The 25,138-nt window shown below is 54.8% G+C and carries 16 protein-coding genes and 1 CRISPR repeat array; of the genes, 2 read left to right on the top strand and 14 right to left on the bottom strand.

The features are described 5' to 3' along the window. Positions 1 to 68: 68 nt before the first annotated feature. From Q0K07_RS04865 to Q0K07_RS04850, 4 genes are all read right to left on the bottom strand, one after another. Entirely contained in the window at positions 69 to 1,985 is a 1,917-nt protein-coding gene (locus tag Q0K07_RS04865) for a DUF3732 domain-containing protein (RefSeq protein WP_083717286.1), read from the bottom strand. Then, complete coding sequence (locus Q0K07_RS04860) at positions 1,982 to 2,470, bottom strand: three component ABC system middle component (protein ID WP_077072831.1); 489 nt, start codon at positions 2,468 to 2,470, stop codon at positions 1,982 to 1,984. Before Q0K07_RS04860 ends, Q0K07_RS04865 begins: the two co-directional genes overlap by 4 nt. After that, positions 2,454 to 3,668, bottom strand: coding sequence for an ABC-three component system protein (locus Q0K07_RS04855; RefSeq protein ID WP_144277298.1), 1,215 nt, complete (start codon positions 3,666 to 3,668; stop codon positions 2,454 to 2,456). The genes Q0K07_RS04860 and Q0K07_RS04855 overlap by 17 nt, the downstream gene beginning before the upstream one ends. 161 nt (positions 3,669 to 3,829) lie before the next feature. Then, positions 3,830 to 4,879, bottom strand: coding sequence for a Fic family protein (locus tag Q0K07_RS04850; RefSeq protein ID WP_077073032.1), 1,050 nt, complete (start codon positions 4,877 to 4,879; stop codon positions 3,830 to 3,832). 529 nt (positions 4,880 to 5,408) lie between these two features. Between Q0K07_RS04850 and Q0K07_RS04845 the strand changes: the two genes are divergently transcribed. Beyond that, positions 5,409 to 5,870 carry a hypothetical protein gene (locus Q0K07_RS04845; protein WP_294557205.1) on the top strand — a complete coding sequence of 154 codons (462 nt, stop codon included), beginning with the start codon at positions 5,409 to 5,411 and terminating at the stop codon, positions 5,868 to 5,870. Between the two features lie 586 nt (positions 5,871 to 6,456). Here Q0K07_RS04845 and Q0K07_RS04840 read toward each other — a convergent pair. Further along, on the bottom strand, positions 6,457 to 8,043 hold the full coding sequence (locus Q0K07_RS04840; RefSeq protein WP_294557204.1) for a DUF4116 domain-containing protein: 1,587 nt from the start codon (positions 8,041 to 8,043) through the stop codon (positions 6,457 to 6,459). 624 nt (positions 8,044 to 8,667) lie between these two features. Between Q0K07_RS04840 and Q0K07_RS04835 the strand changes: the two genes are divergently transcribed. After that, a complete protein-coding gene (locus Q0K07_RS04835) occupies positions 8,668 to 10,776 on the top strand; it encodes a P-loop NTPase fold protein (protein ID WP_294557202.1) in 2,109 nt (702 codons plus the stop codon). 356 nt (positions 10,777 to 11,132) lie between these two features. Here Q0K07_RS04835 and Q0K07_RS04830 read toward each other — a convergent pair whose 3' ends face one another. From Q0K07_RS04830 to casA, 9 genes are all read right to left on the bottom strand, one after another. Further along, positions 11,133 to 12,335 (bottom strand): hypothetical protein, encoded by a 1,203-nt coding sequence (locus Q0K07_RS04830; protein ID WP_294557200.1) that lies wholly within the window; start codon positions 12,333 to 12,335, stop codon positions 11,133 to 11,135. Positions 12,336 to 12,591: 256 nt separating this feature from the next. Further along, the gene (locus Q0K07_RS04825) at positions 12,592 to 15,651 is read right to left on the bottom strand and encodes a clostripain-related cysteine peptidase (protein ID WP_294557198.1); all 3,060 of its coding nucleotides are present in this window, start codon (positions 15,649 to 15,651) and stop codon (positions 12,592 to 12,594) included. Between the two features lie 1,072 nt (positions 15,652 to 16,723). After that, entirely contained in the window at positions 16,724 to 16,888 is a 165-nt protein-coding gene (locus tag Q0K07_RS04820; RefSeq protein WP_294557196.1) for a hypothetical protein, read from the bottom strand. Positions 16,889 to 17,226: 338 nt separating this feature from the next. Continuing rightward, positions 17,227 to 17,538 carry a type I-E CRISPR-associated endoribonuclease Cas2e gene (gene cas2e, locus Q0K07_RS04815; protein ID WP_294557194.1) on the bottom strand — a complete coding sequence of 104 codons (312 nt, stop codon included), beginning with the start codon at positions 17,536 to 17,538 and terminating at the stop codon, positions 17,227 to 17,229. Then, positions 17,519 to 18,409, bottom strand: coding sequence for a type I-E CRISPR-associated endonuclease Cas1e (cas1e, locus tag Q0K07_RS04810; RefSeq protein WP_294557192.1), 891 nt, complete (start codon positions 18,407 to 18,409; stop codon positions 17,519 to 17,521). Before cas1e ends, cas2e begins: the two co-directional genes overlap by 20 nt. 62 nt (positions 18,410 to 18,471) lie before the next feature. Then, a CRISPR array of direct repeats spans positions 18,472 to 20,389; the repeat unit is 28 nt; unit sequence GAAACACCCCCACGCATGTGGGGAAGAC. 85 nt (positions 20,390 to 20,474) lie between these two features. Beyond that, positions 20,475 to 21,185 (bottom strand): type I-E CRISPR-associated protein Cas5/CasD, encoded by a 711-nt coding sequence (gene cas5e, locus Q0K07_RS04805; protein ID WP_294557190.1) that lies wholly within the window; start codon positions 21,183 to 21,185, stop codon positions 20,475 to 20,477. Further along, positions 21,182 to 22,249, bottom strand: a complete 1,068-nt coding sequence (gene cas7e / locus Q0K07_RS04800) for a type I-E CRISPR-associated protein Cas7/Cse4/CasC (protein WP_294557188.1) — start codon at positions 22,247 to 22,249, stop codon at positions 21,182 to 21,184. The genes cas5e and cas7e overlap by 4 nt, the downstream gene beginning before the upstream one ends. A gap of 20 nt (positions 22,250 to 22,269) precedes the next feature. Then, positions 22,270 to 22,869 carry a type I-E CRISPR-associated protein Cas6/Cse3/CasE gene (cas6e, locus tag Q0K07_RS04795; RefSeq protein ID WP_294557186.1) on the bottom strand — a complete coding sequence of 200 codons (600 nt, stop codon included), beginning with the start codon at positions 22,867 to 22,869 and terminating at the stop codon, positions 22,270 to 22,272. Beyond that, entirely contained in the window at positions 22,866 to 24,884 is a 2,019-nt protein-coding gene (gene casA, locus Q0K07_RS04790) for a type I-E CRISPR-associated protein Cse1/CasA (protein ID WP_294557184.1), read from the bottom strand. Before casA ends, cas6e begins: the two co-directional genes overlap by 4 nt. Between the last annotated feature and the right edge of the window lie 254 nt (positions 24,885 to 25,138).

Here is a 25,138-nt window from a genome sequence, read left to right as displayed (position 1 = left end):
TTCACTTTTTGAAGAGCGACTCATAAACTATATTTAGTTGTGTCGCTGTCATTAATTACTGTTTGCGACTATTCAATAAACCAATCATTAGGGATAAGGCTATTATCGTTAGACAGCCAAGACTCAATTGTTTTCTCACGAAATGTTTCATTATCGAGGGCGGCGTGGTCAACAATAATAACCTGAAGTTCTCCCTTCAACTCTTGTACTCGATCAAAAATAAACTGATACATCTTGTCTACTTCTTTCCAATCAGTTCTCAATTCGTCTGTTTCTGACGGAAAATAAACCTGTGATGGTTGATCTATAAATAAAAAATTAGGCACAGGGCGTTTGCCTTCAATAAAATATTTATGAAGGGCAAAATAAGTAATGAGGTGTACACCAACCCAGTTTGAGCCACTCCCTAGTTGTTTAAGGGGAACAGGTCGTTCAGGTTTATCCACCACAACGGTGACTTTTTTTAAATCAAGGCGATAGGGACTATTGCTGTATTCAAGCTCTAATTTTTTTGCCCAATTTGTCATATCGACTTGTATGCGAGATAAAGCAGACTGCTTGCGCTCCTCAATCAATTCTGCACTGAGTTGTTCCTCTATTGCTTGTATTCTATTTTCTAAATTTTTTATCAATTGTAACTGAAGCTCTGAGTCGAAATCATTTTTAACGCTCTCAAGCCACAGGCTAATGCGTCCAACAACCTTTGCTCGACGAGAGTTTAAATCTCGTATTTTTTGAGCTGCATCCTGTTGCTCATACAATCCATCTATTTCTGACTTCAGACCTCTAATCAGTTCTCGCTTATTTTGATATTCGTGTTCAAGAGAATCTATGTAGCTACGAAGCTTTGGTTGTTCTTTTGTGACGTTAGAAATTGCATTGTCCAAATCTAAGATAGATTTTTTCATTGCCTCAACAGATGGAAGAGGAGAGTTCAGCCTTCCAGAACATAGCGGACATCTTTCTGGATCAAAATCTAGCGATTTAAATAGTCCGATAGATTCAAGACGTATTTTTTGATGTAGTGCTTCCGTGGTAAAGTCATTGGTTTCTCCACTATAGAGTTTAGCCTCTGAAATATTTAGTCTAATTTCATCCAATTCGTCATTAGCTTGAGCTAACTTGGATTGTAGCATGCTGAGACGATCCATTCCCGAAGCGCTTACATCTAGTGGGATCCAATTGGTTGTATTCTTCAAAAGAGAGTGCATAGCTTTGTAATCTGAATAGTTAACAGATTCAGTATTTTCTATAAGCCCAACTTTGACTGCTTCACCAAGCAGTTTTATGGCTCGCTCGCTTCCTCCAGATAGTAATTCATTTTCTTTAAGTTTTTGTTTCTTTAATGTAAGTTGGCGCATTAATCTGCTTCGTTCCTTTGAAAGAGAAAGAGACTCGTCATCGATAGCACCAAGAAAATAAGGCAAAGTATCTTTTATTGCTTGTGTAATAAAGTCTTCTGATTGATTATGAAAAAGATTGTTTTTGGCAGCAATCTCTTCCTGGCTTTGAAAACAATAAAAAAGAGCATGTCGGATATTGGCAGTCAAAGCATCACGACTTTGACCCTCAGTAGGAGTATGCAGGTTTTCTGCTATACCAAGTCTATTGGACAAAATTTGTATAACGCCATCAACATTAATATTTGGTGCAAAATTGCATACTGGCGGAACTTCTAATTTTGTTCCAATTTCTATATAACAGAGGCTGGTTGTCTGATGACCTGGGTCAGGATTTTTGCGAGCAACAAAAACACGATCATTTGAAAACTGTAGAAGAATTCCGTACCATGCAACTTTTTCACGTACTACACCTTCTGCAATATTGCACGTTTCTTTACCAAGACAATAATCAATAATATCACCAACTATAGATTTTCCTGATTTTGAACGCCCAGAAATAATATTTATACTGCCAAGAGAGAAAGTAAGATGACGGACCTTGCCATTATGTCCGTATAAAACTAATTCCCGTATCTGCATCATGGTCTTACTCCTAAGCTTATGTATATAGTTTCAATTCTACCAGTATTGGCAAACCAACGCGCAACATGTTCGCTTTTTTGAATACATTCACTTATTTCTGAATTTACAAATCGTGTTTTGCTAAGAGATTTTTGGGCAGCAGTAATGCTAAGTTTTCCAGTTGTGGTAATCTGAACTGTTTCTGATTGAAGAAGTAACTCAAGAGCTTCATTTGTAATTACAACTAATTCTTTAGTTCTTCTTGCAAAGCCAATTAATAAATGCTGATAGTTCTTTGTCCAAAGCAGTAATTGCGTACGACTATTAATTGTAATTCTTGTTTGTTTGTGCAAGACAAGAGGTAGGATTAAGTACACAAGTGGAAAAGGAAAATCAAGCTGAGTTTTATGTATATATTCTTTTATTGCGGCATAGAGCAATCTTCCGCAAAAAGCAGGATTTAGCAGATATGCAACTTCACGAGTTCTTTCATTCCAGCTCTTCATGTGTAGTGCCTCTTTTCTGAATTGATAAATTTTGAGTTATTCTTTCTTGAAAATCAACATGCCAACCAACTTTTAACTGGTTTGCTAATATATGATAGCTACCCCTCATTACAAATGCATCCTGTACCTTGGGACGAATACGAATATCTCCCTCTCTAATTTTTTTAAATAATGCTTGTCCCTCTCTAATTTTATCTTCTTCGGTGGCGGGTATAGCGAGTATGGACAAATTGTCTTCCATAGAAGCAAAGTGATGCTCCCATTCATCAATTAGACGATAGTCGTAATCATCTAACTCGTTCGTATAAAGCAATTCGTTTCTAACCCAAATTGCTCTTTGTGTAAAAGAGCGATAGTAATCTCTTATCGCTATCTTAACGCTGTTATCACCTAAGCGTATGAGTTTTAGTTGTTCACAAAAATTTTTTTTATTAGAAATAATATCATCATTGATAAAGTCATCATCTCTAAATACATCAATTGGTAAGGTCTCGTCTGTAAATTGATGACTTATAGATACAATTTTTGTTCGAAGCTGGCGCTGGGTATAGAATACAGGAGTGTCTGAACATAGTGCTTCTATTACGCATTGAAACCACCATCCCTCAATTTGTTCACAAATTTGATCCTCGTGGTTTGGTTTACAACTATAACGTATCGCCCTTCGTAAATTATTTGAAATATCATTAATATTGCTTGATTTGTCAATAATATAAATATGATTTAAAAGGTTTTTTATGGTTGCTACATCAAGACTGGAAAAAGCTTCGTAATATTTTTTGTGATTTTTATTTTCAGAGGATGTAGCAATAGCATTTAGTTTTTCATAAGCTAAATCTACATTTCTTATACCATATTTTAGTAATGATGCCGCTGAATTTTCAGGTGCTGTTGCAGTTGTTATAATTAAAAAATTGGTATCTTGTAGTAGACTTGGACTTGCAGAAATTTTATCTATCCATACATTTAGGGTGCGCCAGATATCAGTGCTTGCATCACTTAGATTTCCATGCTGTCTAACATGATGCTTTAACTGAATCAGTTGCTTCGGTGTGCCGTTTTGCCTGAAATCGACATCATCAAATTGTTCTATACTTATTTGATAATCTTCGTTGTCAGTATTTAGCAATAGATCAAGAGCACATCGAACTTGATACAGATATCCTAGCATTTGCTCTGATGCTTGATGCGTGGACATCGTTTTCACCATCCTTATGCATTACGGTTGTATCTTCTGATTCCCATACCAAACAGCTTGGTCATTATTCGACCTTCAGGAATCCTTCATCTTTGCCAACGATAAAGCCTGATCTGCTAAAAGCCATCCCTTCAATTGGTGTCAGACATCAGAGATGGGGGTTATATTATCCTATACCACACACCGCGTCCCTTACCGATAATTTCAAGGTACTTCCCATCAACGAGCTTATGAAGATGACCTTTAACGGTATTCCTATTTGCTCCTGTCAAGGTAAGAATTTCACCCATCGTGACGCGTCCATGCTCTCGGGCAAATTCTAAAATCTGAAGGGAGAGAGCGGGCAGTTCGGCAAGCACGAGGTGCTCGCGCTCGACCTTTTTCTTGAGACGCCACATCTGCTGCTGGAGTGCTCGCAGGAAGAATACCAGCCACGGCTGCCAGTTGGGGCTGTCGGTGCGGATTGTCTGCTGCGTCTGGCGTAGGGCGAGATAGTACCCCTGTTTGCTGTTCTCAATCACACTTTCAAGGGAACTGTAGGGCGTGTAGGCATAGCCGCAGCGAAGCAGAAGAAGCGCGGTTAGGATGCGAGATAGGCGTCCATTGCCATCTTGGAATGGGTGGATAGCCAGAAACGCCACCGTAAAAATACCGATGACCAGAAGCGGATGAAGAGCCTTTGTCTCAAGAGTTGTGTTTGTCCATTCGATGAGCTCTGACATGAGGCGCGGCGTATCGAAGGGAGTAGCCGTCTCAAAGACGATACCTATCTGCTGGCCATTCTCATCAAAGGCAGCAACACTGTTCGAGCTATGCTTATAGCTGCCGCGATGCCGTTCGTCCTTATCGCTGTAGCGCAGAAGATCACGATGGAGCTGTCGGACGTGATTTTCGCTCAGCGGAATATACTCCCAGGATTGGAATATCTGCTCCATTGTGTCAGCGTAACCTGCTACTTCCTGCTCATCTCGAGTGCTGAAAGCTTTGATAGCGATATTGCTCAGAAGCTTTTCGACCTCGCGATCGGAAAGACGACTTCCCTCAATACGCGTGGAAGAGCCTACACTTTCAATGGTGGCGACACGGCGAAGCGCGGAAAGTCGATCAGGAGCTAGAGTGCCAAGAGCTTTCCACGAGCCCTTGAACTCGTCGATCTCAGAGATGAGATTAAGAAGTTCTGGAGTAATGGTAAGAGAATTGGTATTGATCATATCCAAAACTACACCCATTTACACCCATTTAGCAAGCCAAAATTCCACCCGATTACACCCATTTTCTTTTGGGATTCAGAACGTCCAACTACGTCCACCAAAATATTTTCAGAATGTGGGTATTTTTGTGGGTATTTTGGATTTTAAAAACTTGAAATATCCTGTAATTTCGCAAAATTACCCCTTGAAAATTTATCCGTCTCGGGAGCCAAATTTACGGAAAAGGGCTTACGATGAACATCGTAAGCCCTTTCTGCGTTTAAAACTTCTTGTAGAAATGCGCTACAGGCAACAGCATAAGCTTTGCTGATGAAGCAGAAGTTTTTACCTCCGGCAGCCTTCCGGGGGAATACGTTTATGGTTATTTTAATAATGGCAGAGAGATGTTGCGGAAATATCTCTCTATTTGATAACAGGCAGGATGCGTACAGGTTTTTATGGAGATATGATCTTGACTTTTAATGAAAAAATATTATAGTAAACATACTGATATTTGATGACGAGATATTTTTTCATACAGGATGGTACAATGAGGAAATTTCATTCTCCCGTAGAATTGTTTGAGAAATATGCGAAAGTCGAGAAACACCGTCATCACAGTGACAGTTATAGAATAAACGGCTTCCTCGCAGTCAGAGGCGGTTCCCTGGCAATAAATAAATATATAGTAGAAAATCAGCCTGGCTATGCTGAACTGGTGAAGATAATAAAAGAAGTTACAAATGTTAAAAATCCGGAAGTCAAAGTCTGTGACCATATAAGAAACCTCAGATATAATTCATCTGAGGATATTGCTCCCCAGTGGGGGCTTATGGATGTTTTAAAAGTAAAGACTTATGATGAAATTCCTCCATGTATCATTGTTACCGTAGATGGTGAGGACAGAAGTCTTATGAATGATGAAACACCTGATGCAACGATCCTTTTGAAGAAGGCAGAAAAGATAAGAAGTCCTCTTCTGGAAGAACTTTCATCCCTGGCAGAGAAGTAACTAATTATTTTTGATGTGAAAATATTGAAACAGCGTGTGTTATAAAGCATGGCTGTATCCTGAGCATTGACTGTAACATGGATATTATTTTTAAAAACATTGATGAGGTGATATCCATGGAAAAGAAGTATGATGTCACTGCATTAATGCAGATAATGGCGTCTGTCATTCTTTGTCTATGGTCTTTGTATACTTTTGATCCTTATATGTATAAAATATGTGGTCATGATTACAGTCTTGCTTTGTGACGCACTGTTTCTGTAAGTGGAGAAAGGTGAAAGAATAATTTATGGTTTTCTATCGGTTGCACGGATCTTCCGGGACATCGTTTTCAACGGAAAAGGGCTTACGATGAACATCGTAAGCCCTTTCTGCGTTAAAAACTCCCGGAGCCCTGAGGACGTCCCCCCTCCGCCGGGAGGGTTTCCGGGACGACGCTTTCCGGCTCCGGCCTTTTGCGGCATTCATCAAAAACGAAACCGCGCCGTTCAGGCAGGGAAGCTCCCTGCGCCGGACGAGGCGCGGCTTCAAAGGCGGGAAGGGCGGAGCGTGCGGCTCCGGGGGCTTCGCGGCCGTCAGCGTGAAATCAGTCCCGGTCGTCCTCCTCCCTGTCGAGTCCGAGCCGGGCGATAAGGGCTTTGTCCTTCACATAGGGGAGGTTGTCCCTGTCCATATTCACGGCAAGCCTGATCACTTTTTCGGAAGGATTGTTGATGTAACGCAGTATGGTGCCCCAGCCGTTCTTCACAGCCAGCAGGCAGAGCTGTTCGGTCTGATCCTGCACGAAACGGATGGCATTCCCTGAGAATTTCACTGCTGCACGGCAGATGGCATCGGTCTGATGCTGCACGAAACGCAGGGCGTCTCCGGAGGACTTCACTGCGGCGAGGCAGATGGCATCGGTCTGATGCTGCACGAAACACAGGGCGTCTCCGGAGGATTTCACGGCGGCCATACAGATGGCTTCGGTCTGCTTGATGACGTACTCAAGCGCGTAGCCGTTCTGCTTTACGGCGGCCATGCAGATGGCCGGCGTCTGATGGCGCACATAGGCCAGGGCTTCGCCGGAGTTCTTTACCGCGGCCATGCAGATGGCATTGGTCTGGTTGCGCACGGAACACAGGGCCGAACCGTCGTTTTTCACGGCGGCCATGCAGATTTCCTCGTCCTGATCGAAGATATACTGAAGGGCCAGGCCGTTGTTTTTCACGGCCTCCATCTGTACCTCCCGCGAGGGCGATTCAATGTAGCGCAGGGCCAGGCCGTTCTGACGCACGGCGCAAAGCTGCATGGCTTCGGAAGGGGCGGGGACGAAGCGTATGGCTTCGCCGTTATCCATGACCGCGGCAAGGCATACGGCTTCGGTTTTGTCACGAACATGGCACAGGGCTTCGCCGCAGTCGTTTACGGCCGCAAGACAGAGGGCTTCCGTCTGTTCGCGGACATAGCAGAGCGCGCGGGAATCGGAGCGCACGGCGGCTTCGCAGATGGCCGGAGTCTGTTCGTTCACGAATCGGAGCGTTCTTCCGTCCCGGGTCACGGCGGCGAGGCAGAGGGCTTCGGTCTGATGCCGCACGAAGCGGAGCAGGTCCGCATTCTTCCCTATGGCGGCGAAGTACATGGCCTCGGTCCGGTCCTTTTCGGGGATCGACAGCAGGCAGTCGCTGTCCGCCATGATGGCCCGCACGCATTGTTCTTCCGTAGGAGCCTTCAGCGCCCGGAGCGCATTGCCGCAGGTGCTGGGAAAGGAGAGAAAGAAATCGGCTTCTTCGGCAGGCACTTCAAACGAGCCGTAGTTGCAGTTGTTGCCGGCAAGAAAGCGCGCTTCCGCGGTGAGGGGATGGCAGCAGGTGGCGGCTTTTCCCGACAGGCCCAGGGCCAGACGGATCAGTTCGGGAGTTTTCAGCTCTGCGGGGACGTACTCCAGGGCATCGCCGTCGCTCATGACCGCAGCCCGGCAGATTTCGGGCGTCTTGTTTTTCACGAACTTCAGAGTCTCGCCGTATTCGTTCACTGCGGCAAGGCAGAGGGCATCGGTCTGGTTTGTGATGTATTCCAAGGCGCTGGCGTTGCTGGAAACCACGAAAAGGAGATCCTCCTCTCCGAGATCGGGAAAGTAGGACAGGAGGCCGGGATATTCGCAGAGAATGCCGATCAGTGTGGATTTGTCCATGAGAACGCTCCTTTTTGTGTTGTCTGCCATGGGCGGCCGTTATAAAATTTTCCCCGGGTGCACATGGTTCCGGGCGCCTGCGCCGATACGGCGGAGCATGCGCGGGCTTTCCCGGAACATCCGGCTCCGTAAATATGTTCCATTTTGCATGCAGAAGCAATGGAATTCTGCAAGATCCATCAGTCATGCGCATCTGACATGCGGCAAGGCGCACGGCAGACGGAGATGTTTCTGTGCGTGAGGGGCAAACGGCATGGTGCGGGTGCGCCCCGGCGGCTTTCGCCTTTCCGGCGTGAGGCGGGAGAACAGGCTGAGGCGCGGCCGGTGTTCCGGGCCGGGGAGGGGGCCTCTATGGAGGAACCATGGCAACAGAAGGAGCCTTGTGCATGCTCGTGCCGCAAGGTTTCCCTTTTCAGGCAGGGGCATGAGGGAACAGGAGCATCGCAGGCTTTGTTGTTCATGACATGTTGTTGCAACAGGCACGAAAAACACGATGTGAGTACGATGTTTTTGGGGATGATGGGGGCGAACCTGGTTGCGCGGGGCCGGGTTCAAGTATAGTATTAACCAAATTTTGTTTTTTAATACGTTTTTGTGCCCGTTTTACGAGGAGGAAAGGGAACAATGGCGAAAACCTGTCTTGTAGATGTCCCTATTGCCAGTAAAGACAACGACCAGCTGGAGGTCGGTGTTTATGTGGACGCTCTCAAGGAATTTCTGGAAGAGGCGGATACCCCGCTGACCATCGCCATACAGGGTGAATGGGGCAGCGGCAAGACATCGTTCATGAATCAGCTTTCCGAGGAGCTGTGCATGAGCTCCGTCAGCAAAGGAACCTGGCCCGACGGCGGCCGACCGGAGGAAGCGCCGTACTTCGGTATCTGGGTACATGCCTGGGAATATGCCCTGCTGAGCGCGCAGACCAACATACTGGTCGGCCTGATGAGCGGCATCATTCGCGAGATACGTGCCGAGGTGGGCAGATACACTTCCGATAATTCCAATGTGAACAAATTCTGTCAGCGTGCGCTGGACATTACCAAAAAGCTGGCAACGGCAACCTGCTATGTGGCCGCCGCCTATGTGGGCGTGCCGGGGGAGTCCGTGGGCGGTGTGCTGGGCGGCAGGAACAGGGAAGAAGAAAATGAGGTCGACATAAGCGAGCTGAAGCAGGCGCTGCGGGAGGCCATCTCTGCGGGCCGTGCCGCGCTCCCGAAAAAGAAGGGGTTCATATTCTTTGTCGACGATCTGGACAGACTCGACCCTGTCATTGCCGTCAATTTTCTCGAACTGCTGAAGAATATCTTTGACCTGCCGAAATGTATTTTCGTGCTCGCCATCGACTACGACGTGGTGGTGAGGGGGCTCAAGCCCCGGTTCGGTGAAAGGACGGAAAAGAACGACCGGGAGTTCCGTTCTTTCTTCGATAAAATCATACAGATGCCTTTCACCATTCCCATGTCGGACTACAATCTCCGGAATTATCTGGATGAGTCGCTGAGAAGCATCGGCTTTTTGACGGAAGAAGAGGAGTGTACCCTCATTCCGCTGAAGGGTGCCGGAGACTTTTCCTTCTCTTCGGAGACCGGGGAGAAAAGCAGAGAAAGATTTGCCATGGACATCCTGGTGTATTTGACGGAATGCTCCGTGAAAAATAATCCCAGATCCATCAAGCGCCTCATGAACCTCCTTTCTCTGCTCGACAAGATACAGCGGAAGAAGTCTTTGACGAACCAGAAGCCGGCAACGGAATATGTATCTGATACGGGCAGGGTGACGGAAAAGGTCATTCTGTACGCGCTGGTCTGCCTGCAGGTGGCGTATCCCAGTATTTATGAATTCCTGGCGACCAATCCCGCATTCACCATGTGGAATGAAGACGACGCGGTGACGCAGGGATATAAAAGGTTGACTGATGAGGAGAACGAGTTTCTGAATAAGGAAGACAGCCCGTACGAGCAGAGCTTCTCACATGTCATTTATCAGCTCTGCCGGAACGATCCCTACCTCAAGTTCAGAAGCCGCAATATCCTGGGGATGTTCCAGATCCTCGGCGGCATCATTCTTTCTTCCGATCACAGGAAATTGTTCGGCACAGAACAGATTGATAATATTAAACTTATTGAAAAATACGATCTTACCATGCTGTATGAGAATCCGGACGGGGATGAAAATGCAGATGAGGGCCCGTTGCAGGATCTTTCCGAGCAGGAGAAGGAAGATCTGTGGAGCGTGTTGCACAATATTATTTTCCGTGCTCTCGATAAATTCCTCTCCATCTCCGGCATGACCAGTGTCGAGTCCGGCTCCGCGACTCCGGCGAGGCAGAGCGAGCCGCGCACCTATACCAGGCAGACCATTTATGACTCTCTGGAAGAATATGAGAAGCATCTTTCGGAAGGCTTTGAAGTTTCGCTGAAGCTGTTCAGAGAAGTAAAGAATAAGCTCGACGAAATCTTCGGTCAGGAGTTCATCCAGCATGAGTATAAGGAAGACGGCACGATCAATGTCCGCCCCGTGTACCGCAGAAAGGGCAAGGGGCAGCCGCCTGTTTTCCTGTCCTGTGTTCCCATGAAGAAGTCCGTCAAAAAGCGGCTGAAAATAACGTGTGGGGATGAAACCCTGTATCTCGCCGATTCCATCGAGCCTCTTCTCGGCGAGTGGCCCCAGCTCATTGACTACTTCAACGCGGAGATTTCGAGCAAGTCTGTTGCGCTGCCTTCCCGGAGATAAAATCAGGATTTTTCTGCCTTGTTTCGGGAAGGAACCGGGCGGGCGAGGGAGAAAAGCCGTCAGTTCCGTGTGTTCCCGGAGTGATGAGAAAAGGCGGAAGTTTCTTCTGCCTTCGGATGCAGCAGAGAAGTTCTCTTTTCGTCTGCGGAATCGGAAAAGAAAGGCCCGTGCAATGCGCGGGCCTTTCTGTAAACCCTCAGGTTGCCGAGGGTGGGGAAGCGGTGGGAACAGCACCCGCTGAGGATGACCGGGGTGATGCCTGAAAGGAGGTTTTCCGGGGTACGGAGTGGTTCGGTCTGCCGTACGCCGGCTTTCCCGGTCCGGCGCATCGGAAGGACACGCCGGACAAGGGAAGGTTACTGCTTTCTGAACATGGCCACGCCGCCCTGGGGGAACGCTATGCTCAGCATATTGCCGTTGACGTAGACGCGGTTGGTGCCCCGCTGACCGGGAGCGGAGCCGGAAACAATCGTATAGTGCAGCTGATCCCCCTGAAGCACAAAGGTGCCCGTTTCCACCAAGTTGCCCATGGTGCAGCGATACTGATTGCCGGTAAAGCAGAAGGTGGTGATGACGGGCAGGTTGGTGCTGACCCAGCAGCCTTCCAGCATCGTGCTCCCTCCCGAGGGAGCAGCGGAACCCCAGGTATTGCCCTGAGGTGCGGGAGCACCGCCCCAGTTGCCACCCTGCTGAGCGGGTGCGCCGCCCCAGTTTCCGCCCGAGCCGCCGCCCTGACGGTCGTAACGCTGGTTGTCGAGATAGATGGCCTGGGCGTCCATGCGCAGCTGCTTGACATACGGTCCCATGCCTGCGGGATGGAACTGCACCGTGCTGCCCGCGACCTGGTAGGAACCGGATTCAATGACCTGTCCGCCGCGCAGTACCTGATATTGTCCGGCCTGGAACATCAGCGTGATGCCTCCGCCCGTCCAGGTGCCGTCGATGGACTGGCCGGAAGAGGCGGCAGGCGCGCCGCCCCAGTTGCCGCCCTGCTGTGCGGGTGCAGGAGACTGAGCCGCAGGCATCTGCTGCCTGATGAGTATGGTGTCGCCATTGTCCAGAATGAGCTGATTGCCCTGCACCTTGTAGGTAAAGCTGAACGTCTTGCCGTTCTGAAGCTGCAACGTCAGCTTGCCTCCGGAAGCGGTGTAGGTGCCGCAGAGACGCTGCGTGTTGTAGCTCACGCAGCAGACATTGCCCTGAAACATCATGATGACCGTGGTCGTGCCGTCGCTGGCGGCCCAGGTGCCGGTGAGTTCCGCAGATCCGCTGCCGGCGGGCTGCTGCCCTCCGGCCTGCCCTCCGGGCTGGGCACCGGGCTGGGCCTGGCTGTCATCACCGAAGAAGGGCGGATACTCCGATTCCCCGGCGCGCGGCATTGCCTTGAACTGATCCGTTATGCGGGCACCGAGGTTCCCGTTGGCGGTGGACTTCTGAGCCATATCCGCAAGCCCCACGGACTGTTGCGGTTCCTTGTCCCCGGCCCCGGCGTCGGACACCTGAACGCAGAAGGCGAACAGCGCGATCAGAAGGGAAAAAAGCCATACCCGTTTGTTCATATGCAGTACCTCAGGTTAAAAATGACGAAAACCATGCTTTGCAAGGGCCTGATCCGGGGCGCGTTCCGTGTTTTGCCGTATGTACCAGAAGGCGGAACGGCCCCGGAGAAAGGGTGACAGCCTGTCATCAGAGGGAATGACCTTCTGCCGGGCAGACTTTTTTTCATCCTCAGCCGTCGTCATGACGGCTCCCGTACAGGGCCGGAAGTCCGGCCGCCCGGCGCTTCGGGCGTCATGCCCGCCGCGCCGCTGCGCGTTACCGCACCCGGGAAAAGACCGTGCTGCGCCCGTCGGGGAACTTCAGGGTCAGCGTCGTTGCCGTCAGCGAGAAGTATATCTGCTGATGCGAGCCGTCGCGCAGCGTGACCAGGAACCTGTCGTTTCTGACGGCAAAGGTGCCCACCGTCACCCGGCCGTCTCTTCCCACCAGACGCATGTTGAACCAGGGCGTGCCGGATACCTCCTGAATGGTGACGCCGCTGTGGTCCGCGCCGGCGGCGGCACGCCATTCTCCCACAGGGGAGGCAGGCGCGGCCGCAGGCTGCGCGGAGACCGGGGCGCCTTCTCTTGTGAGCATGGAGGCCACGCCTTCCCGGGACATGAGCACCAGCTTGCCGCGCGCACGGTCCACATGGAACGCATAGTCCTTGAAGGGCATGCCGGTGGCGCTGAAGCGGTTGCCGTCCACCTTGATGGTGCCCGAGCCGGTCTGTCCGTCCCGGGTCAGGGTGACAGTGTTGCCCTTGAAGACCCAGCGTTCCGTCTTGCTGACCCAGGTGCCTTCGAGTCCGTTCTGATAGTATTCCATGGGATACAGCGCCCACCGGGTACCGTCCCCGATGCTGATGAAGTACCAGCTTCTTGTCGGGCCCGTGCCGTCAAGGAAGGTGTACCAGGAGGCAATCACCTTGGCGGGCAGCCATTCCTGCGGCGCGGCTTCGTACAGCGTCAGCATGGGCGTGGCAAAGGATGTCCATGTGAACGGCCCGGTGCCCTTGCCTTCCAGTTCCCATTCCGGGCCCTGGGTGGAAAGACGCAGGGTGTGGAAGGTGGGCAGGATTTCCACGCCGTCCCTGGTGGTCGCGTACTGAAGCATGGCATAGCGGCCGTCCAGCCCCTGCATGCCCCATGTGCGCGTGTTGTTCAGCAGCGCCTTCTGCGCCGGATCGTGATACACGGGCAGAATGTCGCTCCAGGCCGAGGCCTTCTGTCCGCCCACGGTTTCCACTTCGATGAGGTTGCCGATTTCCGTGCCTTCCTCAACCAGCCCGAGGGTCAGCAGCAGGCCCTGATTCCAGGCCATGGGCTGCCCGAATTCCGTCCGGATTCCCTGCCTGTTCATGATGGTCTGGCCCGGGCGGAAGAATCCGTCCTTCCGGGGCTGAATGGCGCGCGCACTGACGCGGCCCTGGGCATCCCGTTCAATGGCCGTCACCGACTGCACCATGCGGAATTCCGTGTTGAAGACCAGCTGCACGAACAGTTCCCTGCCGCCGAGGGTGGGGTCGGTATAGAGGCCGGTGGCCGTGGCCTTGTTCATGGTGGAGGAAATGTCCGTGTTGTCCACGGTGATGTCGGCCAGCTCCGAGCCGTTGGTCACCTTGAAGCGCTGACCTGTGATCTCGCGCATGAGCATGGTGGTGCCGTCGTTGTACACGGGCGAGAGCGCTTCCAGCAGCGAACCGGCCTTTTCCCTGCGCTTTTTCACGGCGTTCTGATCCACCACCAGATCGGTGAAGTGCAGCACCGCCTCGTTGCCCCGCCGCTGATACTGCGTCATGGTCGTCCAGAGTATGTCGGAGCCGACCACCTCAAAGCGCACCACGCTGTGGGCGAAGGGGCGGATACTCGTCAGAGGAACGATGTTGAAATCCTCGGGCATGGTGCCGTCGCGCCCTTCACGCACCTCGGGCCTGCCCATGACGATGTTGCGCACGGCCGGCTTGGAACTGCCGAGGGTTTCCTGCGCCTTGAACAGCTCCTTCAGATAGGCGAGCTTGCCCGAGGTCGTGGCAACGGGCGAATCGGCAAACATGGGGTGCGTATCTTCGCGGCGCAGGGGCAGATAGGTGGTGATGCCGCCGCACCTGGGGATGTTCGGCGTGTTGGCCGTGGCAATCAGGAAGGGCTTGAGCGCGTCGCGCAGAGCCTTGATCTCCTCCACCGGCCCGTCGGGCATTTCGGCTTCCAGGCGTGCCAGCCAGTCGTACAGCTCAAGGCTGGAAAAGGAACCGCGGCCGCGCTTCAGATCTTCCGTGCCCTCATGGCGCACGGTGTAGCGCGTGGCCCGGGTCAGTTCCCGGAAGCGGGTCGGGGCCAGCGTGGTGAGCTTCTGCATCAGCTTCTGGTGCGCCTCAAGAACAGGTTCCAGCTTCGCCATGTCGAAACCGGAGAAGGAGGCGGCGATGCCGAGTTTTGTGTAATAATCCGTGTTGTATTTGACCGTGTGCATCACCAGATCGCGGGTGCTCACCCCGGCGCGGAACTCAGGCAGCACGGTGAGATAGTCCGAACCCTGACCGGGTTCCACAGGGGCGCAGGCCACCACATAATCGGCCAGCCCGGCACTGTTGGACAGCACGTCAAGCTGCGCCATGAGGCACAGTTCGTACTTGAGCAGATCAAAGCGTCCGCGCGGCAGAGCCTTTGCCCCCCGGCGCGCGGCTTCGGCAAACTGCTCCACGCTCATCAGCCCCTTGCCGGGAGCGCCGTTGCCGCCGTCCTCATCCTGCAGCAGGCCCGTCCAGCCGCCGCCGTGATTCCACGGGATCAGCGCATAGCGCTTTGCCGGAAAACGTTTTGCCGCCGTTTCGATGAAGCGCGTCAGCACGGCGGGGTCGCTCATGTCCACCTCGCCCCATTCTTCCAGAAGCTCGGAAGACAGCTGTGCGGGCAGCTGTGCGTCGGGATAGCCGATGTTGGCCCGCAGCAGATCCACGGGCGGGGCCTTGCGCACGCGGTACAGGCGCGCGTTCTTCCAGTCGCCCAGTATGTTCGTGTAACCGGCGTGCCTGTCCACCAGCACAATGACTTCCGTGCCTTCCGGCAGGGCCTGCTCCATTTCAAACAGGTCCAGCATGGCCGGATATTCCAGGTTGTTGTCCGCGCACATGTAGACCATGACGGTCCATTCCGTCTTTACGTCGGACGCCTGACCTGCCTTTGCCTTCTGCGGCGAGCTGTCTTCCGATTCGCATGCTCCGAGACAGAACAGCAGAGCCAGCAGACAGACAAGCACGCAGAACATGGGCCCCCGTGTTTTCCGCTTTTTTTCTGAAGAGGTCGCCTCAATGGAAAGAGAACGTTGTTCGAACATGGGCTGTCTCCATCTGCACCATCCGGATGCGCGTGGTTTGACAATATGTTGTCCTTAATACCTGACTAAGAGGTATCTAAAAATAACGGTCGCGTCCAGAACTTTTCGCAATTTCAGTGATTGAAATGGTAAAAATGCGTAAGCAAATTTTCATGATGAAAACAGAAATGAACCTTTAAACAAGTCTTTTCATAGTATTACGCTTCATTTCCCATGAGCGTGAGTGCCCCGTTAAACCCTCATTTATTAAGGGAAAAAGAAAGTTTAACCATAATTTTCATAGTATTACGCCAGGGAAAGAAACGGATGCCGTATTTTTTTTAAGTTCTGCTTAACCGGGGCGCATTGTGCCGGCATAACGTGCTCTTCTTGGATGCGGAGCGTCCGGGACAGCAGAAATTTTCTCAATGACATACATTGGATACAGCATGCCTTCGCGCATGTCCGCCCCTTGAGGGGAAAAAGGGTACCGCCCGTGGGGGCCTGAGCCGCCGGATGGCCATATCCGCCCCTGCAGGGAAGAAGGCCGGGGAAAAGCAGCGTTTTCCGCCTGCTGCGGGGGCGGAAAAAAGCGTTGCCGCCGGCTTTTTCCGTGCCTGCGGCCCTGCAGGAGGGGCGGAACATGCGGCATGGCGGCGGAACAAGCGTTTCTGCGCATGGTTATGGAGAAATCCGCCCGGAAGGATGCGCGGGCGGCGTTGCGGCCCGGTTGCTTTAATACGGATAGGAAAGAGAGGCCGCAGCCCCTGCCGGATTTTTCCGTCACGCAGGGCGGCAGGCGGGGAGAGGAGGCGGGGGGCAACGGGGGGGGCCGCGGGCGTGCCGTTATGGATTCAAGGGGCAGGCCGCAGGCTCACCCCGCGGGCGTGGGAAAGGGTTCGATAGTGCCCTGCACCTGTATCTCGGCATGAGTTCACCCCCGCGGACGTGTGCATGCAGGCTTCCGCATGTGCAGGGAAGAGGCCTGACGCTGCAGCACGCCGCTCGCGGCGATGCCCCGCGCGTGCAGGGAATGTCGGCACGGAGCAGGGGACAGCCTCCGCCACTCGGGAAACCCCGACGCGGGGGAACATCAGAAAAGAACATGTTCCATGAAAGAAATGAGCAAGGTAACGGCAACGGTCACGATGACGATCAGCATGTCCATATTGTTATCTCCCTTGTTGTAAAAAAATGAAGAAAAGCAGCACGGCAGCCATGCCGGAGCACGGCGCGTGCGGGGAAACAGAACCTCCATGGAGGAACCGTATCGCAGCCCCCGCGCGTGGGGGATGAGGAGTACCTTTGCTCCTGTACGACTTACGGAATTACCCCGCGCCAATGGGGAAGATTTTCGATATATTCGCGAGAAAAGCGTGCCGCAGAAAAAATATGCGTGCGGGGGAGACGGGCAGCGCCAAAGTATCGAGGAGACGGGCAGAGCCCCCCACGCGTGGGGGGAAGACTTCTCCCCGCTCTTGGAAAAGACTATGTCGGGAGAAACACCCCCACGCATGTGGGGACATGGGCCGCCCATGTCCTTGCTGTTATTCTCATCCGGAAACACCCCCACGCATGTGGGGACATGATGGCATATTATGAAAGATTCCGGGAGGGGGCAAAGGGGAGTTCATCGTTTTCCAGAGCAAGCTGAAGCCCTGAAATTTCCTTCAGGCGGCGGCGTGTGTCTCCCATACCGTGTATTCTGTACCCGGGAGCGGAAGAAATTTTCTGAAAGATCAGCAGTCCGCTCCGTGCAGGGCAGTGTGCAAAAAGATAGTCGATGACGCTTGTTGCCACAGCATCCCTGATGCCGGAAACAAAAACGTTTGCCCTTGCCTCCACAAACCAGAGTTTCATGCGGCCGCGCACGGCGGGCGGCAGATCGTTAGCGATAACGACGAGCATGTCTTTCTCCTATCAGGCAGTCGATATCTTCCGGGATGCGTTCCAGAAGCTTCATGTTCAGAACACGCTTTCGGAAGGCTTCCGAAACGGTATATTTGTTGTATACGCCCGCAAGATGCAGGGTGAGGGAAAAGGCCAGATCCACACAAAGCTCTTCCTTGTACAGGTCCGCAAGGTCGTAGATGAAGGGCAGAGGGCTCCCGGAATGGATGAAGCCCAGATGCGGCGAATAGCCCAGCGCATGCACGCAGGAACAGAGCACGCCGTAGAGGGCGGCATTGGCCGAGGTGAGTATCTGATTGGTAAGATCGCTCAGTTCAAACCTTCCCGGGGTGAAGGAGCGCCCCTTCCAGCCCACGTTGTACTGCCGGGCTTTTTCTTCATAGAGCTTGCGCACGCGCAGGCCTTCCATGCCCATCATTTCCTGAAGGGTTTTCTTGTTCAGGTCGGCATCGGGAAAGCGCCGGGCAAAAAAGGCGCGCGCCACAGACAGGGAATGTTCGGGGTGTGCGGCAAGGCGCGCCTGCCTGAGCAGGTTGCGGGTGTTCGCCGTGGGAGAGCAGCCCGCAGCATAGAAAAGAAGGGAATCCTCTCCCACCCAGCACAGGGAGCAGTTGGCGGCGGCCGCCGTCTTCACGGCCTCGTGGGTGACGCTGGTGCCGGGCCCGAGCAGAAGGGCGTTGATGGTGGCAACGGGCAGACGTACACGGTCGCCGTCGGCGTCGATCCACTTCAGGCTGCTGTCGTCGATTTCCAGCCTGCCGCGTTCCAGATAGAGAAAGGGATATTTGTCGGAAACGCGGGGAAGTGTTTCGCGTTTGATGGGAATGAACAGCCTTCGGGAGGCTTGTGCGTCGGAACATGGGGGCATGCGACCTCCTTGGGACGGATTGTTTGCCAAAGATGCGTTGATGCTCTTCCGGCGGGAACGAGTCTCCCCCCCCACGCATGTGGGGAAGACTCGAATCGGCCGTACTATTCATCTTACCAAGAGTCTCCCCCCCACGCATGTGGGGAAGACTAATATTGTTGAATCATTTTCTATCAATCTTTAGTCTCCCCCCCACGCATGTGGGGAAGACAGCGCCTCCGGGGCCATGCCCCTGCGTATGTCAGAAACACCCCCACGCATGTGGGGAAGACCCTCCTCCCCGCCTGCGCTACATTGTCCTGACAGAAACACCCCCACGCATGTGGGGAAGACCTGGTCGAGCATGAATGTCCGCCGTATGGTCTGGAAACACCCCCACGCATGTGGGGAAGACTCGTAGCTTTCATCCCTTTGTAGGCTTTATCCAGAAACACCCCCACGCATGTGGGGAAGACACATAAAGACAAGAAAAGCAAAGTTACATAAAGGAAACACCCCCACGCATGTGGGGAAGACAGCTCATAAGCGATGACGGCGGCGGAACGCCCGGAAACACCCCCACGCATGTGGGAAAGACCTCTCAGCTCATCGCCCAAAGTAACGACATAGAGAAACACCCCCACGCATGTGGGGAAGACGAGAACGCCATTTTCGCCATTGGGTCCGATATGGAAACACCCCCACGCATGTGGGGAAGACGCCATGCGCAGCAAGTCCAAGAGGATCTGTGTAGAAACACCCCCACGCATGTGGGGAAGACCCGTTTTTGAAGTCAACGCGCAACTCGCTTTCGGAAACACCCCCACGCATGTGGGGAAGACGCTTCCGCCATTTTGTGACAGGTATAGATCACAGAAACACCCCCACGCATGTGGGGAAGACCGGCCTACAAGCTGCCCGAAGCTGTTCCTACCGGAAACACCCCCACGCATGTGGGGAAGACCCCGGATTGCCCTTGCGGCCGTGGGCGCGTGTAGAAACACCCCCACGCATGTGGGGAAGACCGCGGTTTCCGCACTCACGGCACACGTCGCGGAGAAACACCCCCACGCATGTGGGGAAGACGGCGCGCCGTTTTGGTCATGGTTTCCAGGGCGGGAAACACCCCCACGCATGTGGGGAAGACCCGGACACCTGGCCAGGCTGGTAAAACTTGTAGGAAACACCCCCACGCATGTGGGGAAGACGCTCCCGGCAAGGGCGGGGGTGGCAAAAACGTGGAAACACCCCCACGCATGTGGGGAAGACCCGGAATCGCGGGCGGGGACGAAGCGGTAAACAGAAACACCCCCACGCATGTGGGGAAGACAATACAAGGAAAAATCCCAGAATCGCCCGCATAGAAACACCCCCACGCATGTGGGGAAGACGGTTTCGGTGCAGCTGTAATCTTCCATCACGAAGAAACACCCCCACGCATGTGGGGAAGACCCCTGGGGCTGTCCGCCTCAAAGGGGTAGCGTGGAAACACCCCCACGCATGTGGGGAAGACTCTTCAGGACTATAGCCCCACGAGGCAAGCATAGAAACACCCCCACGCATGTGGGGAAGACGTGCTTTTCAGGGAAGCGATGAAGCCATGTCTAGAAACACCCCCACGCATGTGGGGAAGACGGACATCAGACGCGAAGCCAGACTCCACACGGAGAAACACCCCCACGCATGTGGGGAAGACCTATGGCTACCACGGCCGAAGAAGTGGCTGCTAGAAACACCCCCACGCATGTGGGGAAGACCCGGCAAGGAGGTTCGTATGAATCAGGCTCTTGGAAACACCCCCACGCATGTGGGGAAGACTACAGCCCCAGATACCCGCAGGCGTCCACAATGGAAACACCCCCACGCATGTGGGGAAGACGGTGTACTCTTCACGGAGGGGTCGGCGTGCACGGAAACACCCCCACGCATGTGGGGAAGACAGAAAGTAAGCCCGGTGGTGCCGCCGCTGAGGAGAAACACCCCCACGCATGTGGGGAAGACAGTGGGATATTATTGAACTTTTCAGTCTGAGTCAAAGGCGCTTTGTCCCGGGGCCCGGAGTTGCCCCCGGGCCGGGGGAGGGCGCTTACGCCACGGGCAGGTCGATGACGGTGACGGTTCTGTCTTCGTAGCGCTTGTACAGGCCGAAGGCGACGGGCACATCGTTCACGCAGAGGGCGTTGCCTTCCTCATGCAGGCCGGAAAGCACCTTGAAGACGGGAACGCGCCTTTTTTCTCCGGCAAGGATGCCGGCATGGGCCAGTGCCTCATCCTCATGGTCGAAGAAGCCGCGGTACACCCTGTCGGAAGGCACGCAGCTTTTCCGGCCGAGGCAGATGGGCCACACCGGCGCCACGAGGGCGGAGGCGATTTCCTCTTCCATGTCATCCGGCACGGCAAGGGCGCAGGCATAGGCCATGTCCTGAAGGTAATAGCGGTAGGTGAGCTTGGTGCCCGAACCCACGGGGCGCCTGCCGTCCGCCTTTTTGGGAATGAGCATGTCCTGCCACGGGTCGGCGGCATCGTACCCGCTGCCCACCATGTGGAAATCCTGCAGAAGCGGCTGCCTTGCGGGCCTGCCCTGCCGGTCGGCGGGGGCGAAGGCCATGACGGTCTGCGGCAGGTGTTTCATGGTGGCGAGCCAGTCGCGCTGTTCTCCTCCCCTTCCCATGGCGCAGCACAGCAGGCCGAGTATGCCGGAGCGGGTGGGGAAGGGGAGCGTGTCGCGCCTGCCGTAGCGGGAACCGGCTCCCCAGGACTGCAGGGGAGCTTCCAGCCAGAGAAGCAGGGTTCTCATGCCTTTTCCTCAAAGGGCCGCACGAAGGCGGCGAGGCCTTCGGCCAGTTCGTCGATGGAGATTTCGGCATCGGCCCTGCCGAAGGTGAACCCGGCCTCTTTGCCGTAGAGCGAACCCGCCTGCTTTTCCTGGCGGGCTATGGCCGCATCCAGCGCCGCGATGCTGGGCGCAAGGTAGCCGTTCTGGGAACGCACCGGAGTATCGAAGCTCACCTGCATGCCCTGCCCCCTGCGGATGAGCACCCGGGCGTAATCCCAGAGGTGCAGGCCGGTCTGCGTGGTCTGCCGGGCCGAGGGAACGGCCAGATACAGCGCCTTCACGAAGGCGGACACCGCGCGGGCGAGGCCGCAGCCTTCCAGCGTGCAGGCAAGCTGACCGAGATCGAGGCTCACATACCGGTAATAGGTGGCGGAATTGAATTCCAGACTGCCCATGTGGGCCGAACCCTGGCTGATGATGCCCATGGGGTCGTCGTCAAGGGCGGTGAAGAATTCCACTTCGCTGTCCGCCCGGTGCGTGGAAATGGCATGGGCAAAGCTTGCCGCCGCGGCCACGTTGAGCTCGGGCGCCTGCGCCACCATGCGGCCGAAAAGCGCGATGTCCAGCCCGTCTTCGGCAGGATGGAAGTATTTTTTATGGATTTTTTTGAATTCTGCGGTGAGGGTGTTCTTTTTTATGGCCGCCTCCACGGAGAAGTTGCCGGAAAGCGCGGCTTCGGCCACGGCGCGGGCTTCACTTTCGGAAAAGAAGAGCAGCGTGTCATCCACAAGGGTATTGGCAAAGGCTTCGGAAAAGGTGTTCGCCTGCTCCTCAGCGGCTCCGGCCTCCACACAGGCGCGTTTGAGCACTTCGGCCACCTGCTTGGTGCGCAGGGCGGTTTTCACGCCCAGCTGCTGAAGCTGGAGGCGCACCTGCCTCTTCCAGCACTGGGAACTGACGCGGGCGCGGGGCACGCCGCCCACCACGGCGCTTTTGGGCGCGCCGACATCGTCGCGGTTCAGGCAGGTGACGGGGAAGGACTGGAGAATATGGAATTCGATGCGGCAGCCTTTGAGATCGTTCATGACGGGTTCCTTCTGCAGGGTTAGAAAATAAGGGGGGAAAGCTGGAGCAGTCCGCAGCCGAAGGCCTTGCCGTGGCCTATGCCGCAGGTGAAGCTGTGGGTGAAACGTTCCTTGTCCGCCACGGTGAGGGCGCCGGTGACGCGGGCCCTGGAGAGGGTGACCTTCTTGCCGTCGGCCTTGGAAAAAACGTCCACCGCAATGTCCGCCACCTGCACCGACGGGGCATGGGGGTCAAAGCCCCAGGAAGGAGCCTTTTCCAGAAACCATGCCTCCACGGCTTCGCGGCCGCGCACGGGTTCGCGCCGGCCGTTCTGCTTGCGCACGGCGTTCACCACAAGTTCAAAGCGGTAACGGGGGTAGTTCAGAAACTCAGCGGGAAGTTCCCGGCTTTCCAGGCGGCCGTGTTCCGGCGCAAGGGCCTGCCTGTCGGAAAGAATGAGAATGCGGCGCAGGCCGTCGCTTCCGCCCTTGTCGGCAAAAAGAATGCCGCTGGGGCCGGGCGCTCCCGCGCGCACGTCCGGGAAAAGCCCGTATACCGCCCGGTGCAGGGAATACCCGTCCGTAAGGCGCAGGGCGCGGCAGTCGCGCAGGGTGAGAAGATAGTGGTGAACGTACATCATGCGGCTTCTCCGTCGGGAGCGGGGGCTTCCTCCTTTTCCATGCTCCAGTATTCCTTTGCCCAGCGCATTTTCACGTTCTGCCGCCGTCCGGCATGGCGGAAGGCCAGAATGTCGCCCAGAAGCCGGGCATAGGAGAGCTTTTTCTTGGCCTTGGCATCCATGAAGGAGAGCAGCGGCCGCAGCTGAAGGCACAGCTCGTCCGTGCCGTCGCAGTTCAGAAGGCGGCGCAGGCGCAGACTTCCCTCCTTCCTGTCGTCGAAGCAGGAGGCCAGAGCCTGGCCGAGAGAGGCCCTGCCGTCGACGGGATCATCCCTGCGGCACAGGGGCGCAAGCACGGTGAGGCAGGGCGTGAAGTCCTCATCGGCAATGTTGAAGCGGATCAGCAGCTCCCAGGCCTGCACGGCAAAGCGTTCACTGCCGTCGGCCCGCTTCAGCCGGGCAATGGCGCCCGTGTCTCTGATGCTGGGCGAAGGGCCGAGCCTTTCCATAACCCACGCCAGAAGCCGGGCATGGTCGTTTCCTGGTTGTTCCATACGATATTCCTCCCGGGAAAGGGGGCGGTGTATGATCCATTCCTCGGCCTGCCGCCCCGTCCCGTGGGGGCAGGCCTCGTCGTAAAGCATGAGCGTCAGGCCGTGGCAGCGGCCGAGAATCGCGGTGCGGGAGGCGCTGTCTTCGCAGCCGTCAATGATGTCCTGCAGCAGGGGTTCCACCATCTGCCAGAAAAGACCGGCGCTTTCCGCTGCGGCAGCCGCCGCGCTTTTTTCGTCCATCTTCATGGCCTTGCAGTAGCTGTTCACCGCGCGGTACAGAATCTGGGCGCGCTTTTCCACATCCTCCATGAGGTCGCGGAAGGCGGAAAACCAGATTTCGCCCAGCTGGGAGCTTTCAAACCAGACTTCCGATTCCAGCTCGTCGTCCTTGCCGGTGAGGTACTGTTCGCCCGCATTGCTGCTTACCCTTACCCCGCCGCTCCATATCCCGATGGTGTCCACAGGGCACAGGTCCCGGTACTTCTTCACCCTGTCCAGCCCCTTCTGAAGGCCGAGGCAGTAAAAGCCGGAATTGCTCTGCTGCGCGTCGAGGAAGGAGAGCAGCGCCGGAAGCTGACGCCAGGGCCGTTTTTCCGGATCCGTCCACAACATGCGGGGTTTGGCCCGGGAAGCGTCCATGGCGGCGGAAGGATCGACCATGCCGGACTGATAGTCGGGGTGCACGATGCCTTCGGTAAAGCGCAGGCCGCCCTCATCCAGCAGGCAGAAGCGCGCCAGGGGCACAAGCCTGCCCATGAGGCTCGACTTGAGCGCCCGCGCCGCGGGGCAGTTCTCCCCCTGAGGCATGGTTTCCCACGGGGGAGTGCCGAGTCCTGCTTCCCACTGTTTCTGCCCGGCAATGTCTTCCTGCGTGAGCAGGTTGAGCCACAGGCTTTCCACAAGGCTGCTCCCCAGAAGGAAGGAGTGGAGCAGGCCCATGTGGCAGAGAGCCGGGCCGGGTTTGCCGCTGACCTTTTTCTCATAGCCCGGGCTGAGCACGAGCTTGTTGTACGGCTTCTTGCCGCCGAGGCAGAGGGACATCTGCTCCAGAAGAAGCAGCGCCCTCTCCGCATCATCCAGCTCCGGTTCAAGCTGCTGATGGGAAAGCCACGTCGTGTTGCCGGAGGCCACTTCCGGCATGGCCGTGCCGTAGCTTTTGAGTTCGGCCCTGGCACAGGCCGGGAACTGGAGAAAAGGCCGGTCGCCGTAGAGCCAGAACTCGTCGGCATGCCTGTCCAGATAGACCAGACAGCGTTCCGCCAGCCCCTGCGGGCCGAGGGCAAGCCACTCCTCGTCGTTTTTGGGCGTGGCCGCGGCCTGCGCAATGGCCAGAAGCGGTTTGAACACACTTATCCTGATGAGCGGAGGCCCCCCCGGCGAGGGGGGCAGAGCTTCGGAAAAGACCTGCCGGAGGGATACCCGGCCATGGTCGGCAATGGGAATCCACGGTTCGGCAGTAAGATTGAAGCGGTTTTTCGTCACGGTTCCTCCCTGGAAAAAGGATGGATGGTTGAAATTTATATTTACCTATTTCATGTTTAAGTCAAGTAGCGGAGGAAGAAATCTTCCCTCGTTGTGGAACGTTCCTTTGCCGTGTTGTTCCCGGCAGGCCCCCTGTGCAGGCGGAAAGAAGCCCTCCCGCCCTTGAAACATGCCTTTCCGGCAGGCGCATGAAGGCGTTTTTCCCGGTTTTGGGGAAAAGCAGGTATCCCCGGCCGGTCCGGCATGGGGTTCTG

The organism is uncultured Mailhella sp., assembly GCF_944324615.1.
In the GTDB taxonomy this organism is placed as follows: Bacteria; Desulfobacterota; Desulfovibrionia; order Desulfovibrionales; family Desulfovibrionaceae; genus Mailhella.
This window is presented reverse-complemented; position numbering and strand designations above follow the sequence as displayed.

Bases quoted from the DNA above. Each gene is read 5' to 3' on its own strand.
- Q0K07_RS04825 (WP_294557198.1), bottom strand. From the start codon at position 15,651: ATGTTCGAACAACGTTCTCTTTCCATTGAGGCGACCTCTTCAGAAAAA.
- Q0K07_RS04850 (WP_077073032.1), bottom strand. From the start codon at position 4,879: ATGATCAATACCAATTCTCTTACCATTACTCCAGAACTTCTTAATCTC.
- cas1e (WP_294557192.1), bottom strand. From the start codon at position 18,409: ATGCCCCCATGTTCCGACGCACAAGCCTCCCGAAGGCTGTTCATTCCC.
- Q0K07_RS04855 (WP_144277298.1), bottom strand. From the start codon at position 3,668: ATGTCCACGCATCAAGCATCAGAGCAAATGCTAGGATATCTGTATCAA.
- Q0K07_RS04820 (WP_294557196.1), bottom strand. From the start codon at position 16,888: ATGGAGGTTCTGTTTCCCCGCACGCGCCGTGCTCCGGCATGGCTGCCG.
- cas2e (WP_294557194.1), bottom strand. From the start codon at position 17,538: ATGCTCGTCGTTATCGCTAACGATCTGCCGCCCGCCGTGCGCGGCCGC.
- cas5e (WP_294557190.1), bottom strand. From the start codon at position 21,185: ATGAGAACCCTGCTTCTCTGGCTGGAAGCTCCCCTGCAGTCCTGGGGA.
- Q0K07_RS04845 (WP_294557205.1), top strand. From the start codon at position 5,409: ATGAGGAAATTTCATTCTCCCGTAGAATTGTTTGAGAAATATGCGAAA.
- Q0K07_RS04865 (WP_083717286.1), bottom strand. From the start codon at position 1,985: ATGATGCAGATACGGGAATTAGTTTTATACGGACATAATGGCAAGGTC.
- cas7e (WP_294557188.1), bottom strand. From the start codon at position 22,249: ATGAACGATCTCAAAGGCTGCCGCATCGAATTCCATATTCTCCAGTCC.
- Q0K07_RS04830 (WP_294557200.1), bottom strand. From the start codon at position 12,335: ATGAACAAACGGGTATGGCTTTTTTCCCTTCTGATCGCGCTGTTCGCC.
- Q0K07_RS04860 (WP_077072831.1), bottom strand. From the start codon at position 2,470: ATGAAGAGCTGGAATGAAAGAACTCGTGAAGTTGCATATCTGCTAAAT.
- Q0K07_RS04835 (WP_294557202.1), top strand. From the start codon at position 8,668: ATGGCGAAAACCTGTCTTGTAGATGTCCCTATTGCCAGTAAAGACAAC.
- Q0K07_RS04840 (WP_294557204.1), bottom strand. From the start codon at position 8,043: ATGGACAAATCCACACTGATCGGCATTCTCTGCGAATATCCCGGCCTC.
- cas6e (WP_294557186.1), bottom strand. From the start codon at position 22,869: ATGATGTACGTTCACCACTATCTTCTCACCCTGCGCGACTGCCGCGCC.